16 protein-coding genes are annotated in these 18,419 nt (G+C 39.2%); 1 reads left to right on the forward strand and 15 read right to left on the reverse strand.

Annotated elements, in window-relative coordinates; translation table 11 throughout:
• Position 1 precedes the first annotated feature (1 nt).
• Genes JMN32_RS02680 through JMN32_RS02690 form a run of 3 tightly spaced genes read right to left on the reverse strand, consistent with a single transcriptional unit; the run spans position 2 to position 3,536 of the window.
• Positions 2-1,114, reverse strand: coding sequence for an alanine racemase (locus tag JMN32_RS02680; RefSeq protein WP_202854736.1), 1,113 nt, complete (start codon positions 1,112-1,114; stop codon positions 2-4).
• A gap of 28 nt (positions 1,115-1,142) precedes the next feature.
• Positions 1,143-1,751: a DUF2911 domain-containing protein gene (locus tag JMN32_RS02685; RefSeq protein ID WP_202854737.1), complete on the reverse strand. Its 609-nt coding sequence runs from the start codon at positions 1,749-1,751 to the stop codon at positions 1,143-1,145.
• Between the two features lie 48 nt (positions 1,752-1,799).
• Positions 1,800-3,536, reverse strand: a complete 1,737-nt coding sequence (locus JMN32_RS02690) for an amidohydrolase (protein ID WP_202854738.1) — start codon at positions 3,534-3,536, stop codon at positions 1,800-1,802.
• Positions 3,537-3,619: 83 nt separating this feature from the next.
• Between JMN32_RS02690 and JMN32_RS02695 the strand changes: the two genes are divergently transcribed.
• The gene (locus tag JMN32_RS02695; RefSeq protein ID WP_202854739.1) at positions 3,620-4,324 is read left to right on the forward strand and encodes a hypothetical protein; all 705 of its coding nucleotides are present in this window, start codon (positions 3,620-3,622) and stop codon (positions 4,322-4,324) included.
• Between the two features lie 145 nt (positions 4,325-4,469).
• Here JMN32_RS02695 and JMN32_RS02700 read toward each other — a convergent pair whose 3' ends face one another.
• From JMN32_RS02700 to JMN32_RS02755, 12 genes are all read right to left on the reverse strand, one after another.
• The gene (locus tag JMN32_RS02700; RefSeq protein ID WP_202854740.1) at positions 4,470-6,626 is read right to left on the reverse strand and encodes an OmpA family protein; all 2,157 of its coding nucleotides are present in this window, start codon (positions 6,624-6,626) and stop codon (positions 4,470-4,472) included.
• Between the two features lie 231 nt (positions 6,627-6,857).
• Positions 6,858-7,658, reverse strand: a complete 801-nt coding sequence (locus JMN32_RS02705; RefSeq protein WP_202854741.1) for an ABC transporter permease — start codon at positions 7,656-7,658, stop codon at positions 6,858-6,860.
• Positions 7,651-8,550, reverse strand: coding sequence for an ABC transporter ATP-binding protein (locus JMN32_RS02710; RefSeq protein ID WP_202854742.1), 900 nt, complete (start codon positions 8,548-8,550; stop codon positions 7,651-7,653). The genes JMN32_RS02705 and JMN32_RS02710 overlap by 8 nt, the downstream gene beginning before the upstream one ends.
• Positions 8,551-8,673: 123 nt before the next feature.
• A complete protein-coding gene (locus tag JMN32_RS02715; RefSeq protein ID WP_202854743.1) occupies positions 8,674-9,150 on the reverse strand; it encodes a DUF4252 domain-containing protein in 477 nt (158 codons plus the stop codon).
• A gap of 100 nt (positions 9,151-9,250) precedes the next feature.
• Positions 9,251-9,754, reverse strand: a complete 504-nt coding sequence (locus tag JMN32_RS02720; RefSeq protein ID WP_202854744.1) for a DUF4252 domain-containing protein — start codon at positions 9,752-9,754, stop codon at positions 9,251-9,253.
• Positions 9,755-9,797: 43 nt separating this feature from the next.
• Complete coding sequence (locus JMN32_RS02725; protein ID WP_202854745.1) at positions 9,798-10,325, reverse strand: DUF4252 domain-containing protein; 528 nt, start codon at positions 10,323-10,325, stop codon at positions 9,798-9,800.
• A gap of 10 nt (positions 10,326-10,335) precedes the next feature.
• A complete protein-coding gene (locus tag JMN32_RS02730) occupies positions 10,336-10,860 on the reverse strand; it encodes a hypothetical protein (protein ID WP_202854746.1) in 525 nt (174 codons plus the stop codon).
• On the reverse strand, positions 10,847-11,365 hold the full coding sequence (locus JMN32_RS02735; RefSeq protein WP_202854747.1) for an RNA polymerase sigma factor: 519 nt from the start codon (positions 11,363-11,365) through the stop codon (positions 10,847-10,849). The genes JMN32_RS02730 and JMN32_RS02735 overlap by 14 nt, the downstream gene beginning before the upstream one ends.
• Positions 11,366-11,678: 313 nt before the next feature.
• Positions 11,679-12,911, reverse strand: a complete 1,233-nt coding sequence (locus tag JMN32_RS02740; RefSeq protein WP_238354319.1) for a DUF3999 family protein — start codon at positions 12,909-12,911, stop codon at positions 11,679-11,681.
• Positions 12,895-15,225 (reverse strand): DUF2339 domain-containing protein, encoded by a 2,331-nt coding sequence (locus JMN32_RS02745; protein WP_202854748.1) that lies wholly within the window; start codon positions 15,223-15,225, stop codon positions 12,895-12,897. Before JMN32_RS02745 ends, JMN32_RS02740 begins: the two co-directional genes overlap by 17 nt.
• A gap of 112 nt (positions 15,226-15,337) precedes the next feature.
• Positions 15,338-15,982, reverse strand: coding sequence for a ligase-associated DNA damage response endonuclease PdeM (gene pdeM / locus JMN32_RS02750; RefSeq protein WP_202854749.1), 645 nt, complete (start codon positions 15,980-15,982; stop codon positions 15,338-15,340).
• A 193-nt stretch (positions 15,983-16,175) separates the two neighbouring features.
• Complete coding sequence (locus JMN32_RS02755) at positions 16,176-18,386, reverse strand: DUF6851 domain-containing protein (RefSeq protein WP_202854750.1); 2,211 nt, start codon at positions 18,384-18,386, stop codon at positions 16,176-16,178.
• Positions 18,387-18,419: the final 33 nt, after the last annotated feature.

Consider the following 18,419-nt stretch of genomic DNA (forward strand, 5'->3'; position numbering starts at 1 on the left):
ACTAACCGGGCAAGTCCCGGTTTTTTTGTGCGTAGTGATCCACAAAATCTCCGCCAGGTGTCATATAGTAGCCCATAGCCTCTGCTGTTAAACAGGAATGAATAGGCAAAACAGTTAGGACATCTCCAATATCTACAGCATCAAACTCCTCCTTCTCCAGTTTCACTATACCATGTTCCTGCGACAAGCTTTTTACATAGGCTCCATTGTCTGGAATCCCCCAACCGGACCTCTCCTGCCGCACTACCATGCCAAAAATATCTTTCCCTTCCCAGTTTTCACTATCCTTTGAAAAATGAACAGCACCTCCATAGATGCATACTTCGCTAGTATGTACATTCTTCGAAACCACTGGACAAACCATGGCCACTGCAATATCTGAAGACACACATGATCCAATAAAAACCTGCATCAGGTCATAAAACACAAAATTACCAGGACTGATAGCATTGATGCCGGTAAAATCCTCACCAACACTACATGTTGGTGTATCTCCAATACATATTTCCAAGTCGGGGGACAGGTCATTTATGCGCTCTTTCACTTCTATAATTCTTTTCTTAGTAAGCGAAAATATAGTATGAATATCTTCTTTTGACTGAGCATTATAAGAGTGTCCTGCATGACTGTAAACTCCTTTGAGAGATAATTTTCCTGACTTATTTATTGCCTTGGCTATTTCTTTTACAACATCTGTATCATCAAACCTTACACCAGTTCTTCCCGCTCCTGTATCAATTTCTATATACACAAAAACATGATGAGCAAGTTGTTTCTCCAGTGCATTAATAGCTTCAATATTATCAACCAGCAAATTGAGTTTTACCTTAGCTGCCAACTCATTGATCTCATCAAATTGCAAAACGTTGAGAGGGAATGCCACTGTAATTTCAGACCAACCAGCCTCTTCAAAATATTTTGCCATGCCTAAAGATGAAACGGTAATAGCCTCAACTCCCCTTTCTTTGAACCACTCTCCTATTAATTTTGATTGATGTGTTTTGAAATGAGGCCTGAATTTCAACCCATTACTTTCCACTTTTTGAAGCATTCTCTCAATATTAGCCTTGCACTTCTGCTCATCTATTAGCAAGGTTGGTTTGCTTATTTTCATCAATCAAGCTGACTTAAAAGGATTAGAATTATTTTTTTGCCGGCACCAGAGGCACTGATATCCGTACTTTTTCCCACGACATATCAATCGAACTTTCTGTAACATCATACTGCAACCTTTCCTGAACCTCTTCAGTCCATTGAGGTTGCACATTCACTCTGACTACATCGTGTTCTTTGTTATAGTTATAAGCACCCCAAGCTCCATGCTCTTCTCTACTCCAGTCCGTATTGACAATAGCCACCCAGTCTTTATTTTTATTTGGGATCAGGTAGAAGCCATATTTGCCTGCTGGTACGACTACGCCCCCAATTACAATATCTTCGTTAAACTCCAGTGCAGTAGTTTCATTGGCTCCGGCTCTCCAGACCTTACCGTATGCCTCAAGCCCTCCCCATATCTTACGTTCTTTTACACCAGGCGAACCATAATCCACACTTACCTTCACACTCCCAATTTTACCCTCAACCAATCGTCTTGGGCTGGCAATTGCAGGCTTTTCATCTACTTGCCCTGCCGCTGTTGAAACACTATCTTCCATATTTGACTGATGGGATGTTTCGCCAGAATTACAAGCTACTGCTACCACAGCAACAACCGTTACACTTAGTCTAATGACTCCTTTTTTAAATAACATTAGTGATTAAAATTTATTACCATCGAATATGACCAATATTTCATATAACTACAAATCAACTTTGCTGTAAACTATATTTCCACCTACAATTGTCATTTCAACAGTAGTTTTCAATAAGTCCTCCTCTGGGACACTCATAATGTCTTGGGATAAAATTGTAAAGTCCGCTAATTTTCCTTCTTCAATAGACCCCTTGATACTTTCCTCAAAGGCACCGTAAGCTGCATCAAGCGTGTATGATCTCAGGGCCTGCTCCCTAGTCATTTTTTGCTCCGGCTCATAGCCACCTTCAGGAGAACCCTCTAGCGTTTTTCTACTAACACTTGCATAAAAACATGCTATAGGGTTTATCGGCTCTACAGGCACATCCGTACCATTAATTATGCGAGATCCTGATTTAAGAAGTTCCTGCCATACATATGCTCCTTCCTTTATACGTTTTTCTCCGAGCCTGTCTATTGCCCACGGACGATCTGAAGACATATGAATAGCCTGCATAGCAGGTATTACTCCCAACGCAGCAAATCTAGGAATATCATCGGAATGAAGATGCTGCGCATGTTCTATCCTGAAACGATGATTAACAGCTGCCTCAGAATTTTCCTTAAAAGCCTTTTCATATCTATCTAAAATTTCTTTATTAGCCCTATCTCCTATAGCATGAGAACATACCTGGAAGCCACTTTTCAACGCCTTTTGGGCAGTTTCATAAACAAATTCCATGGGAAGCGTTTCGTGCCCAAAATGCCCAGGTCTGTCAGTATACTCTTCTAACAACCAGGCCCCGCGAGACCCCAGAGCACCATCACAATTTAGCTTTACTGACCTGATCGTCAACAAATGGTCTACTGTATCTATTTCAGGACCTTTCTTGTACCACTCGTCAAGCAATGCTCTATCCCAGCCTGTGAGCATCACATACAGCCTTACTCCAAGGGTACCTTTTTCTTTCGCTGCTTTAAACAATGATATATGTTCTTTTCCAACACCGGCATCATGAAAACTGGTTATCCCTTGAGCATGGCAGGCCTTGATGGCCATTTCCAATGCCTGCCTATCCTTTTCCGGAGTGGTCTGGGGAATATGCTGTGCAATCAGTCTCATGGCTGTTTCATTAAATATACCTGTAGGATTACCCAACTCATCTCTGATAATCTCCCCGCCTTCCACATCATTTGCTTTCATACTTTCATTAGACATCTGTAGTACACCAGCTATTTCCATAGCTTTGACATTAGCAAAACCTGCATGTCCACTGGCATGTCTTAAAAACACCGGATTATCAGGTGAGATCTTGCTCAATTTATGATGCGTCTGAAAGCCTTTTACAGATGGTTCAGGTGCAGGTGTCCATTTGCTTTGATGCCAGCCTCGACCAGTGATCCACTGCCCTGGCTGAGCTTTGGCAACAGCTTCTTTCACACGTTCCACAAGCTCATCATAACTTTTCACATCAATCAAATTAAGATTGAGTTCATTGTAACCAAGCCCCATAAAATGTCCATGCCCCTCTATTAGTCCCGGCGTCATGGTTTTCCCATGTAAATCAACAACCTGAGTCGAATCCCCTTTATATTTTTCTGCCATCTTCAACCTTCCTGCAAATATGATCTTATCTTCTTTAACAGCTACGGCCTCAACTTGAGGTTGATTTGCATCCATAGTATAAATAGTGCCACCTTCGATAATAATATCAGCAGTAACCCTTTCTTTCTCTTGGCTGCACGAGAAAATTAGTAACACACTGAATAGATAAACAGTTAATGTTTTCTGATTTAACTTCATAAATTTTAATTTACCTTCGGATTCGAATAGTTGGCCTTTAATTTACCATTGAATTTTTAATTTACTAACTACAAACCTCTGATATGACTTTTAAAATATTTAAACGGTCGATAATAGCTATCCTCTTTTTAATCATGCTTTCCAATAGTACTCTTCGAGCTCAGGAGGTAGGTCTTTCATTCTCCTATTTCCTTCCTAAAAATGGCTATTTTTCCACACCTATTAGCCCTTTCTCTATACGAGGACTGGGAGTAGAACTTAATCGCTACTTTGCCTTGCAAACGGGAGCTTCCTTATACAGAATGAGTGGTTTAAATGTAAAAGATATTGATGATTTTGAAACAAAAGACGCAATTCTCGGTCCGAACTTTACCCTTTTAGTACCTGTAGAGTTGGTGCTACAGTTTGTAGGTAACACTCAGGAATTTCGTATTAAGGGTGGTGGCTTCGGGTTTTACGGTTTTGACAATAAACTAAATTACGGTAACCTGGATAAGGCCATTCGCAAGTATGAAGGTTGGGATGTCGCCAATTCTAACTTTGATTACAAGCATGGGATTGGGCTGGGGTATTATTTTGGCGCCGAGTATATTGTTTATGTCACTCGACAGTGGGGCCTCTCTCTGGAAGCTAATTATTTCATTGGTGATGCTGACCTCGGCATGAATGGAAGCTATACCGGAGGATCTCAAGGAGGGTCTTTAACCACTAAAACCGTGGATTATGAGGACTCCAAAGTAGATTTTACGGGTTTAGAAATCTCCATAGGAATATTGATCACACAATAATTACAACCATATCAGGAAAGGGGGATCGAACTTGCCTCCTTTTCCTGTTCATAGCACCGACCAGCAGTAAAATTGTTCAAAAAGTTAACTTCTTACCTATTCCACTTTAGGCAAATACAATCTCTAAAATAGTTTCAACGTTGGATTAATTACTGACTATGGTTGGGTCTCCAACCCCTGTAATCTCTATTTCTGTTCTCCTGTTGATTTCCCTTCCATCTTTCTCATCATCATTTGATACTAGAGGACGCTCCTCACCAAACCCCTTTGCGGATAATCTTCCCGCATCTATGCCGTTAGCAATGAGGTAGTCAACCACCGCCTGTGCCCTTTTCTTTGAAAGCACTTTATTATAAACGGAATTACCGACATTATCCGTATGCCCGTTAATTTGCACCTGCAAAAGTGCATTTTCTGACAAAAGTTCTTTAATCCCGTCAAGTTCAGCAAGCGACTCTGTTCTTAAATCTGATTTACCTATATCAAAAAAGATATTCTTCAGTACTACCTTTGATCCTACTTTAGCTTTTTGAAGAATGATGTGGGTATCTATCTCCTGAAATTCGTGAAAAGCCGGCAAGTCGAAGTTAATGGAATTGAACAGGTAACCCAATTTACTCGTTGACACACCATAGTTACCACCATGAGGTATGATCAACTCAAACTCTCCTGTATTGGGGTCAGAAGTAAGTTCAGCAATCATGGTATTAGTTTCATTGTTCATCAGCCTTAGCCTGGCGTACAATGGCTTGGCTGTTGAAGCGTCAATTACCTTACCCTTCAAAATTGTAACCACTTTCAAGTCCTTTTGCATCTTTACAAGATCCTCATCATAGTATTTGACAGATGCTTTTTCCTCCCCCTTAACAACTGCTTCTTCCTCTTTAACAACATCCACAGGTATGACAGGGCTTGTGGTCGCTACTATATCCTCTGTCTCAGGCTCAGTTTCAGGCTGAGCCTGTATCAGTGGTTCAGGTTTAGTCTCAGCTATTATTTCCTCAGCTATCATCTCCTCCTCCCGAAAAGGCTTTGTTTTTGGCTTCATGGCCTGTTCTATGTCGATGGAATAGATATCGGCCATTCCCTCTCCTTCCGGTCGTAATGACGCATAATATGCTCTTTTACGATCCGGAGTGATAACAAAATAGTTATCATTAAATACAGTATTAATTGGATACCCCATATTAACAGGCTCCTGAAAAACACCATCTTTAATATCACTGTAGAAAATATCATGACTTCCCATTCCTAGGTGACCATTGGAACCAAAGTAAAGTGTTTTCCCATCGGGATGAATATATGGTGCATCTTCTCCCAGTGGGGTATTGATAACCGGACCGAGATTCACGGCTTCTCCCCACTCTCCGTTTTCATTTAGCTCACTTTTGTATATATCCAGATCTCCCATACCACCGGCTCTGTCACTTGTAAAGTAAAGCGTCTTTCCATCAGCAGTTATAGAAGCTGCTGTTTCCCAAAAAAAAGTATTGATATTATCATTTAGTGGTTCAGGTTTTGTCCACTCTCCATCCACATATTTTGAAACATAAATATCACCCCCTCCTTTTTCATAATACAAAAACAGCATTTTCCCATCTGGTGAAATAGATGCTGCTGCATCATGGTATTTTATATTAACTCCCCCTCCAATTTTTTCAGGTTTACTCCAGATACCTTCGACGAGATGTGACACATAAATATCTTCATAATATGTACCGTCACTAAGCCTCAGACCTCCGGTTGACCCCGGCCTGTTGGAAGTGAGGATCATGGATTTTCCATTGTTATATATCAATGGGGTATAGTCATTGAACCTTGAATTGATATTTTTCCCCATGTTCTCTACATCTGCATTCAGAGGATTTCGGATAAGGGAATCTCCAAAGATGCATTCTCTGATCTTATAATCAGCAACATTAGCCCTTTTCTTATTTCTCTCCTTATAACGGGCAAAAGCGGCTTTGGCCTCTGCAAAACGATGGTGATATTGATAGGCCATTCCAAGATAATATTCTACCTCGGAATCTATACGGGGATTTAGTTTATAAACTTTCTCTATATATTTAAGAGCTTCCTTCTTATCGTTTCCTGCCAGATATGCTAACCCCAGACGATATGTTGCCTTGGCATTACCTGGCTTTTGTCGTATAGCTTTTCGAAAATTAACTGCTGCACGGTGGTAATCACCTATTTTATAATACCGATTTGCTTTTTTATAATAGTCATTGAAGCTCTGAGCAAGCAGAACACTACTTAAGCAAAACAATATAGTCGTTATGATGATCTTTACCCCTCTCATTATCATTGTAATATTACATTGATATTATACTGTCTATGGTCATCAAATAACATAAAACTTTTATCAGAGCCCGCCAATTATGAACTAGCGGGCGCAAAATAGAAATTTTGGCTTACTTTATCAAATAGGATCGGGACTAGTATTGTTACAGAAAGGTAAAATATGATTTTTACCTGCACAAAGGTAATATAAAGTTAACAAACAAAACATCATACTGCAAAAATTACAGAATTATAGGTCGCTGGTTTTCAATTTATAATGAATAGCATAAATAAATATTAAGAGATAACCTACTACCACACCCACAGCCGACATACTAACAAAATCCTGAATCTCCTGGAACCAGTATTTGGCAAATGGAAACTCAATGAGGTTGTTAATGGCGTGTAAAGGAAAATACTCTGCAATAAAAACGAATGACTCTGGCAAATATGCTGATATGGCATATTCTATAGGTGTATAAAGCAACAATATGAATATTGTAAGTGCAGACCTCTTCAGCAAAACAGTTAGCAGAAATGCAAACACCATATAAGTAAACAAGTCAAGAAAATATGCAAACACAAACTCAATACCAATAAAGGTATCTGCAAAGTCTAATTCGGGAGTATAGATGACCCCTGTAAGCAAGCCGGTAACAAACACAAAAAGTGTTGAACCCAAACTCAACAGTAAAATGGTAAATAGCTTTGATTTAATAAAATCAATTCTACTCATGCCATCAATAATATTTTGCCTTATAGTCTTATAACTATACTCGTTGGAAATCGATATAATTACCACAATAGCCAAAAATATTTTTAAAAATGTATAAACATAGGTGATGTTCTGCCAAATATCCGGGAAGTGAAGCACGGGAATCCGCATTGGATCAAAGCCTTCAAACTCCGCCCCTTTGACTTTCAACCATTTTAAAAATTCCATTACTGACACTGGAATACTGAAAATCAACAGTCCATACATGATATTAAGCACCCAGAAGGCCCGGTAATTCGTCAGTTTTTTAAGATCTATTCGTAATAATCTAAGCATTATCTGATTCTGCTAAAAGTTCAAGGAATTGTTTTTCCAGACTCTTTCTCTGAGTCAAAAGATGTGATACAGTGATACCCTTACTAAAAAGGTATGCGTTTAAATCAGATGCATGGGTATCCTCCACAAGCGTAACTACAAACTTACCACTCTCTTCCACTATCTTTGTAGCTTTATTATAAACTTCCAGCACCTCCCTAATCTCTGGGGTATCACTCATCACCTCAACAGACTCAACTCCCTTATTCACTTCATCTACACTACCAGAATATAATAAGGTGCCCCTTTTCAAAACGCAAAAGTGAGTACATACCTTTTGTACTTCGTCTAATAAGTGACTGGCCAGAATGATTGTCTTACCTTCTTTGGCAATTTGCTTGATCAGCTCTCGTATTTCTGCTATTCCCTGAGGATCCAGCCCGTTGGTAGGTTCATCCAGTATCATTACCTCCGGATCGCACAACAGTGCTGATGCGATTGAAAGGCGCTGTTTCATTCCAAGAGAATAAGTTCTGAACTTATCAAAACGCCTCTCATATAACTCCACTTTTTTTAATACTTGATCAATATTTTCTTTTGGAGCCCCCTTTATTTCTGCTACTATCTCAAGATTTTTTGTAGCAGATAGATACGGGTAAAATATCGGGGTTTCGAGAATAGCACCTATTTTCTTCCGAACTCCCTTACCCGGAGGCTGGCCAAACCAGCTAAAGCTGCCGCTAGTCTTATTGATCACATCTAATAGTATACCGAGTGTAGTAGTTTTTCCACTACCGTTAGGCCCCAGTATACCAAACACATTTCCTCTCTTCACCTCAAGCGACAGGTTCTTAACTGCAGTTATCCTCCCATATTGCTTAGTGAGGTTATCTATTTTTAAAACTGTATCCAATTGTAGTTTATTTTCTTAAAAGTATCAGTCCCTTATCACATACATACGAATAAACACACCTTTGGTACAGAAGATATGAAAAGGGGCTAAGCCAGATGCTAAATGGAATATTACCCTGATAAGTTAGTTTATATCCTGAACTTTTGAAATGAGACTAGCCAGTTTGTTCAGTGGCACAGCACCTACGATGTCCAAAACAGAAAAGCTCTCCGGATCACTCATTAGAAGCACTAGGCCAGATGTAACTCCACCTTCCTCAAGAATATAAACATTGACCTTCATCCCCTCATGACTCATGGTCATTAAGTCTTCAAAGTCCTCATCATGGTATTTTTCTACCATACCTTTGAAATCAGCATCCGTAAGTTTGTTTTGCTTCTTGTCTACACGGATAAATTTCATTTTATCAATATCCTTGATTAATTCATCAAACTCCTCATTGCCCTCCTGATTGAGCATTTTCAATGTATTGTTATAGAAGAAAAGTGTAAAAGCATCATCATACTTCTCCGCAAACGCCTTCGTGGTTTTACTCTGCCCAAAGACTACCACCCCAAAGACAAGGTATGTCACTGTCAATATGCTAAAAAACTTTTTCATAGTCATGTTCTTTAATAGTAAGCCTAACCCCTAAAATAGCAAATACCCCTGGAACCGACAAGCATAAACTTATCAGTACCAGGGGCTTGAATAAGTACTATTACTCCCAGTTTTTATGATTCTTAGCCAGGTAAGCCAAATCCTTCATTTCCAAAGTTCCATTGATACTCATAACCATAAACTCTTCGTCTTCCCTCATAATTACCAGCATGTTCTTCACTTGTGATTCAGTGCCCTGAGTCATAAAATACATACGGTTACTTCCCTCCTTCACGGTCATAAGCTCTTCATATTTTTCTTTCTTCAAAGCATCCCTCATGTCATCCATAGACTTGCTATCGAAACCTGATTTATGCATAGGGATTGCCAGTATTTCCATAGACTCAATTCCTTTGGCAATTCTGGCGATGGTCTCTGAATCTTCATCGTCCTCAGCATAGGAAGCAATAGACCCGATAAGCTCAAACAGACTTCCGTTAAGTGATACTACCTTTGCATCACGATCATCTTTATACTTGTTTTGAAAATCCTGTACTGTTTTGCTCTGTGCCCATCCAAAGCTTACCGAACCAACTAATACGAGTGTTGCAATTAACTTTTTCATAATTTGATTTGTTTTGAGTTTTTACCTTGTTATTATTTTAATCTTATTTATCCTTTTTTCCTCCATCCAGTTTTTCCAAACCTTCCAGCCCATCGATATCCATGGCCCTTGATATTTTAGAGATCTGCTTCAGGTCGATTTCTCCGAAAAGTGTCAGAATAAAGAACTCATTATCACCCCCCATCACCATCAGAAGTTCGCTGATCTTACCATCCTTCTCCTTGATCATGAATTTCATATCCTTATCTTCATCCCTTACTGACATCAATTCATCATACTCACTTTTAGGAATTAGTGAGAAAGCTTCTTTGTACAATTCTTTTCCTTTAGTAGTATTCTCTTTAGCAAGAATCTTCAATCCCTTAAGTTTACTGATAGCATCCATCACTTCCTGATCTTCCTCACTATCCATTTCCAGGTTGGTAAAAAGACCGAACATACGACTGGTTACGGATACATGAGTAAAGTCTGTGTCTTCTTCATATGTGCTAAAAAACTTACTAATAGCATCCTGTGCGCTTAGCTGCACAGTGATCATCATTCCTATGGCTAATACAATTACCTTTTTCATTTTTTTATATTTATAATGCTTCTGTCTCTTTTATTTTTTCCTGGGCTTCACTGAATACACCCACTTTTTCAACCTCTTTTCTACCTTTGTTAAAGTTTTTAGAAATCAGCATCAACGCTTTTTTCGTTTCCTCAAATGCTTCTTTCGGGTCTTCAAAGGTATCTGCAATATAAGGGTCCATCTTATCCTTTTTATTGAGATATTCTTCCCTCACAAAATAGCCTGCCGTAACCAATATCAGTACCACTGCAGCCACTTTGGCAATGTCATAAAACATACGAACCACCTTGCCTTTATCTCCTGTCGACTCAGCCCGTTTTGTGTCTATTTGAGCCAGTACCTGCTCATCAAACAAGCCGTCCAACTGGCCATTTTTCTTTTCATGTTCGTAGTACCTGAACAAAGGTGCAATAGCCTGCCACCTTGTAGGTACACTATCCGAATTGAAGAACTTCCTGAGTTCTTTTTCCTCTTCAAGCGTGGTCTCACAATCCCAATATTTAGCCAACAACTGCTCTATCCTATCCAAGTCCATATGCATTGATGTTTAATAAACTTTCTTTCACTGCTTTTCTAGCTCTAAACAGGTTCACTTTTACCTGATTCATATCAATCTCCAGAATATCGCTGATCTCCTTATAACTATACCCTTCAACATCTCTCAATTGAATTACCTGCCGCTGTTTTTCTGGTAGTGCTTCTATGAAGCTTCCGATGTTTTTCATCATATCACTCATTTCTGCCGCGCGATAAGGCGTTTCATTTTCCCCTCCACTAACATCAAACCCTTCTCTCATGGGATCTGTATATTTACTGTGTTTCGATTTTAACCGATCAAGAGAAACATTGCGAGTAATTCTCATGCACCAGGCTTCCATATTCTCCAGCTGATTCATGCCATCCCTCTTATTCCATACTTTGATCAATACCTCCTGAACAACATCCCTTGCATCATCCTCATCCTTGAGGAATCGTAAAGCAAAGCGATAAAGCTTGTCTTTAACTGGTAATACCCGGGTTTTAAATTGTTCCAAACTCATGATTCAATAGCAAGACGATGCATCTAATGGAATGTTACAAAAGGTAATATTTTTTTTAGCACCCTGTTCAAATTACTTACTTATAAGGCATTTAATCTACCCTGTACCTATTATTTTAAAAGGCTTAGTTAAGATATACTGTTCTCTGGTTAAAGCTTTCCATTAATATTTGAAGGTTTGAACTGGAAAACGAAACTAGTAACAACTCTAGAATGTGTGGGTCGGAATTGCTAAGACATCCCTACCCGTGGCAAAACACTACTAGACAAACAAAATGTCCGCCTCCCCAAACTACTCCAAAGCTGTCTGAAAGCTACTTCCTTATCATATGTACAGAAAACCATCCCAAGACAAAAATAATTAGCCCCATTACCACCCAAAGCCATGTTTTATTCTCAAAAATGGGGACCACTGGGTCTATCGGCACCTTATCTATGACTTCCTCCTGCCCCAATGTAAGTGTAGATATTGCCTCCGGAATTTTATTTGCAAAGTTAACTATATCGTAGTTAGGGCTTGTGGCTCGATCATTACCATATACCAGTATATATGAAGCCGGTTCAGTGAACCTGGCATGAAGCTCATAAACATTACCTTTTACCACAAAACCCTCAAACTTTAGAGGATTGTTATCAAAGTTCCGAATGACTACCCTTACTTTATGAGTAAAGACATTTCTAAATCTAAACTCATTACTTTCAAGTGAACTAAGCATTCCATTAAACGCGACCCTGTATTGTTTCTTCCAGCCGTTCGGAGTTTTAACACTGTCGTGAAGATACTCAATGCTAACAGGTCTGTAATAATCGAATTGATCTACCACATTAACCTTTATCTGTGACACTGAAACAATACTTTCCAAATCCAATTCAATTTCGGTTTGTCTTCGATCCTGATTTTCTCTGATCGAAGTGTTCAAAACATCATGTGTTACATAATTCCCGGGTTCAAATTTCTCTTCCGTAAGTCTTGCAGAATTCAGTATTGGCATTTTACCGTTTTCCGGGATAAACAAGCGTATGTATTGATACTTGGCCGAAGGGAATGTAAGAGAAGTAAAGGTGTATTGAGTCTGAGAATTTTCAATGGACAAAACTCTTGAAGATTTCAATATAGTAAACCATTCTTTCTGATCATGGCTACCTTCCAGAGTCACATATCTGTCAAAGTTAGTGCCCTGAAAATCCAATTGAATATGATTAATACCCTCAATCGATGGCACTTCAAAAGTATAATAATAACCTTTCCGGTTGTGAGTAGAATTAATCAGGTTGAAATCAACCTGCCTATTAGAATAAGTATCTTCATTTACACGAAGTACATATGGAGCTTCCAAGGTGTCGTTTGAGGTGGTGATACCATATATTCTTATATCAGACAGACCGTGAGATACTTTACTAAAAATATCATTAGGTAATATGATTTTATGCCACAGTTCTGATATTTCTCTGAGTTCTCTTTTAAAGCGATAATCCTTCATCTGACCAAAGGCAGACGACATCAACATGACAAAAAGGATTGTAATGATATTAATTCTGAGCCTCATCGGATATAACATGTTTGTACTTATTATATAAGAATGAAATTATGAGTAGCAAAACCCCTAACGAAACCAGGACAATAGTTTTTCCAATAGTATCCAATGATGCCAGGTCGTAGAGGAATAGCTTCACAAGAGTAACTCCAAAAAGTGAAATAGCCGCTATTCTAAGGTATTTTTGTCGTTTAATAATACCAAGTATAATTAGCAACACGGCATATAGTCCCCATAAAATACTCAAAGCTAATTTATAAGATTGTACTGAACCTGCAAGATCCATCCAGTTGATCAGCTCACTGCTTACTACCCACAATATACTGGCATGAAATATAAGGTAAAATGCTCGTCTAAAACCTTCCCCGGAAAAGAATGATTTTACATAGTTATGAATAGAGAACATCAACAAGGCAACAAACAAATAGCTCACATACCGTACACCCACATAAAATACACCCCTGCTATAGTACTCTGACAGCGTTTGATCAATATAAAGCTCTCGCAATTCACTTAAGGCGTACAGCCCTTGTGTTAAAAATACAAGAAGCACAAAGAGGTTCAACACCATATTCACATATGAAAGCACTTTATTCTTCACCTCCCATATATTGGCTAACGATAACAGAGAGATGAAAAGCATAGTATAGTTAAGCACCCATATAACCTTAAAAAACTCCAGGGCATAATTTCGTTCGTAGTTATCAGCATGAACCTCAGAATCCAAAAATAGCTGGTCCCAGTAATTGGCTATCTCAACCTGAAAGGCCTTATAGAGAGTGAAAATAAAAATTACAGGGATGCCATAACGCACTATTTTAAACAACCCTCGTTTATCTCCAAAATTTTCAGGTGTTGAAATCTTTTCATTTAAAAAGGTCATAAACCCAAAGCCCCCCGCAAAGAGAATGGAGGTAAGAAAATTTATGTTTAACAGAAACACCGTTCTGGTGCCTAAGTCGTCATAATAGTAACTCTCATAATTTTCTGACCAGTCATGAAGCAGGCTTATGAAGGCCAGTGCCATCAATGGGTATGACAATTTCTCATATACCGGAACATTCTTACTCCTTCCTATCCAAAATAGCAGGGTAGCTTCGCCTACCCAGAGCAATGTAACCCAGTTGCCATCGAGTTGTACAGGCACTGAAATGGTAACAAAAACCATTACAAGCCCTACAGCCATATAAAACAAATTCTTATCAGCCTGCCGCTGACGGTAGATTACAAAGCTTACCGCAGCATGTATTACTCCATTGACCAAACTAAAAAGCCCAAGGAGGTGTTCGCCTACTTCATCTCTTTCCAGTAGATCAAAGCCAAAAGCATAAAATATAAATGAGTTGAGCAGAAGCAGCACAACATCTCCCTTTCCGTATTTTTCCTTCTTGATGAGCTTGTAAGAAAGAAAGGTAATATAAAAGATAACGAAATATACACTCAGGAATATAAATGCAAGCCCAAAGTACTCCTGATTGTACCTATCCATGTACCAGGCGCTATAAATAAGCCATGTCAGGACAAAGGCCGAATAGTAAAGTGATTTCCAATATTTCTTAATCGCTACAATCAGGATACCTGCATTGATAATGGCTATATAGGTAAATAAAACTGCTACTTTCCCAGAACCTTCACTCAGCAAAAAAGGCACAGCATAAGCACCTACCAGGCCAATATGGGCAATTACAGGCCTATCATATTGAAGTGCAGCAAATACTGTAAACGCCGTGAACACTACCATCAGTACAAATGCTACCGACTGAGGAAAAAGATCATAAAATGAGTAGGCTGCAAACGTTATGAAATACATAATAGCCATTGCTCCACTGAGCAATACGGCACTAAAGTTTTCATACTTGCTTTTGAGCTTAAAGGCAAACCCTAAAAGACCGGCACCTACTATGTATCCTAAAATGATCCTGGTAAGTGGGCTGATAAGCTGGTTATCAATAGCATATTTAGCTCCGACCGCAACTCCCAAAACAGTAATGGCAATACCTATTTTACTAATCAGGTTTTCACCAATAAATTTCTCGAAATCAGATTTCACCTTAGGTATAGCTTTGCCGAATGCTGACTCAACAAAACTTTCCTTTTTCTCAACTTCTGGAAGATGCTTCTTAGCAATTGGTAATGAATCTGCTTTTATGGTCTCAGTTGCATATGTTTTTACTTCCCTTACATCATCGGGTGGAGCGGATGAGCCTTTAAGTCTGTAAATCTCTGCTCTTAGCTGATCTATTTCTTTCTTAAACTGCTCTTGACGAAACAATAGTGTCTCAAGCTTATTAAGAAGTTCATCAATTCTTTCCTGATCTTTTGCCATATACTTTGTCTAAGGGTAACCTATTTAGTTTTGAGAATGATTACCTCATCTCTGAAATATAACAAAATGATTTTAAACTGATAGGATTTAAAGGCTCATTACATCTAAGCCTCTAAACTTTGATTACTTTACCATCCACGATTACAAACACCTGATCTCCAACTTTAGGCTTGATCTTATATAGTCCGGTAAACTCTCCAAATGCTGGCAGCAGGGCTTGATTTTTCCCGAAATAAAAGCAAGGCAGTTTTATCCCCTGACGTCCCTTACCTCTAAGATGCACGCCAGGGTGAATGTGGCCAGCAAAATTATAACACCCTTCGGGAACCCCCTCCAATGGCTCATGAGACATAATAAAGGCCCCCATCTCCAACGGTTTCTTATGCATCACCAGTTGGTGTTTCTGGTATTGATAGTCACTCATGATATCATGATTACCCATAACCAGCTCAAATGAAATTGCAGGAAAGCATTTAAGTACCTGACCAAATACTTCCCACTCAGTATTATAGTGGCTATGGAAAAGGTCGCCCATAAATAGCACACGATCAGGCTGCACTTCCTGTAGCAGTGTTATTAGCCGCTCTATGTTTTGATCATTAGGATTATGAGGCACGGCTATTCCAGACCTACGAAAATGATTGACTTTGCCCAGATGTAGATCTGATATCAAAAGTACACCCTCTGACTTCCATAAAACAGCCTTTTCAGAGCACAGTAAAAATGTATTATTATATAGAGTTACTTCTTCAGACACGTTGCCAGCCAGATGAATTAAGTAATTTGAAGTCAACAAAGTAATCCAAAAGAAGTATATCGAACAATGACAACAATATATTTCAAACCTCCATGATTCTATTTTATATTCTGATCAATCACAGCTCTCAACTGATTAACCGGTACCACTCCCGATTGTCTCTATATAATTTAATCTTTGTTATAAAATAGAACTAGTCAACTTTAAGTTTATAGGTATGGTTAATATGGCTACTAATTATTCTTAGGTAATAAACACCTTGAGGAACATCGCTCATTGCGATTTTAACCACACCTGCATCTGTATTTAAAGAGTTTTTTTGATAAATCACCCGACCCATCGTATCAAACATCTCATACGATATTGTAGAGGTTTCCCTACCAACATCAATAGTGACATATTCGCCTCGTAAAACAGGGTTTGGATATGCCTGCACTTCATTAACCAATGGAGCTGTTTTTTCCTCAACAGCAGTCACCATTCCATTGAAATACATACTAGCTCGATTAAAAGTATTTACTCCAATTTCCTTTCCAATAATTCTCCCTCTAATATCATCTGCAGGAGGGTGTATGCCTCCCCAAATTCTCGATAGGCTGGTCTGGTCAGAAGCATCAGCATATGTCGCCCATTGCAAAACTATATCAACACTAGGCCCTTCTTCAAAAACAAGAAATGAGTTTTTTCCTGCATGAAATTCCCCCATCCCCCCAGGGAAATATTCATCCCCTGTCAAAAGAGTAAGCACCTCTGCGGCAGCTCTTGAGAAAGTAGAATGCCCGCTTAAATAACCTGCAAAGGGTGGCGTAACGAAAGAAGGCCGTTGATAAGGCCACCAGTTCTCAGCCAAAATCCACCCAACCCCAGCTACATCGACTTCTGGGTTATCAATATAATCATGTCCTCTCCATGCATAAAGCTTAATTTTACCTACATTTTCGTTATCAGCACCTGCAAGAGAATCCCCTGTTTCAACCAATTCTATGTAACCTTCAATTAAAGGTATGCCATTCTCTGAATAACTTGCTTTACCAGGATCTGAACTTTGTCCTTGATCTGCCATATAGCGAATGGCTGAAACAGGCCGAATATAATCATACCATCCTTTTATTCCCCAAGCCGAAACCGCGCAATCATGCATGGCTCCACCTAGTGTAAGGTAAGCTTTAACATCCCATTCAAGATCATCCAACACAGCCCCCTCTCCTTTCATTTTCTTTTCAAAAAGAGGATGATCATTGACATAATTAAGAATTGTGAACCAGTGCCCTGGAGGTGTTTCTGAGTCTGGCCCATCTGCCCAAAATTCTGCCAAAACCCTGGCATAGTCACCTTTTGGAACTACCTGAGGTTCATAAGGCTGACCTGTATATGGGTTGATAGCACGACCAGAACCTGACACCCCTCCCTCAAGAAGGTTATAGAAAGTTCTATAATCTTCCAACTTCTCAGGCAAAGGATCTGCGTTACCTACTGAAGCAGGAGATATATCAATCATAACGCTATCGGAAGGATCAAGGTGACTTGACCATACAGATACCAAAGAAAATGTCCATTTATATTCATCAGATAGCTCACCCCCCAAATATGGTGGAGCACCTGGATCATGGTAGACCCAATAGTCATTGCCCCCCCTTTCATAGATTGTGAGATTCTCTTTGGTTAAAGCAAATGGCTGAACTTTGCCCCATTCAGGTCCAAGAAATTCCGGGGTCGCTCCCGGAATTACATTTCCGGATTGATCAATAAAAATATCAAGAGTTAAGGGCTGCCACCGATTGGGATCAACAATATCGGGATTACCTGGTAAAGCAGGCAAAAGTGGTGAATTAACAGGTTGATAGTAAGTGTTTTCATAACCACCTTCCTCATTCGATCCATCTTGAAAACCAAAATCAATTAAGCTTTGACCGATATAGTTACCCAAAGCTGCTGAGGAACCAGTACTATAATCTGTCGATGTAAAGTTAATATCATACCCCAGTTCTGCCATCAAAGCATCAAATGAATCTAATGATGCCGAAGCTCCTGGAGAATTTTTGAACCTATGAGAAAGTAACCTATATGCTGCATAGCTAATTGTAGTCTCTCTGGCCGATTTCAAATCGGAAGGAGACTGAATGCCCTTGAACTCACAGTTAAAATCACCGACCGTTTTTCCAAGAAGAAAAGTACTGGCCTGACCTCCACTATAGACTGCCCAGGAATCATACAAAGCGACAGAAGTGTGAAACAAATTTCTTGCATGAACAGTAGGCCTGGCAAAATCTACCCTAATGGCAGATAACAAAGCTTCGTTCCATTGTCGGGCAACCGAATGCTGTGCTATTACATCATTTACAGAAGAAGCACCAAATACAAATAAAACAATAAGAATGAAAACTCGCCTGATAAGAAAATACATGATTGTCAGTTATTTTAAAAGCACAGAAATAGT

It is taken from the genome of Fulvivirga marina (genome assembly GCF_016775155.1).
Taxonomy (GTDB): domain Bacteria; phylum Bacteroidota; class Bacteroidia; order Cytophagales; family Cyclobacteriaceae; genus Fulvivirga; species Fulvivirga marina.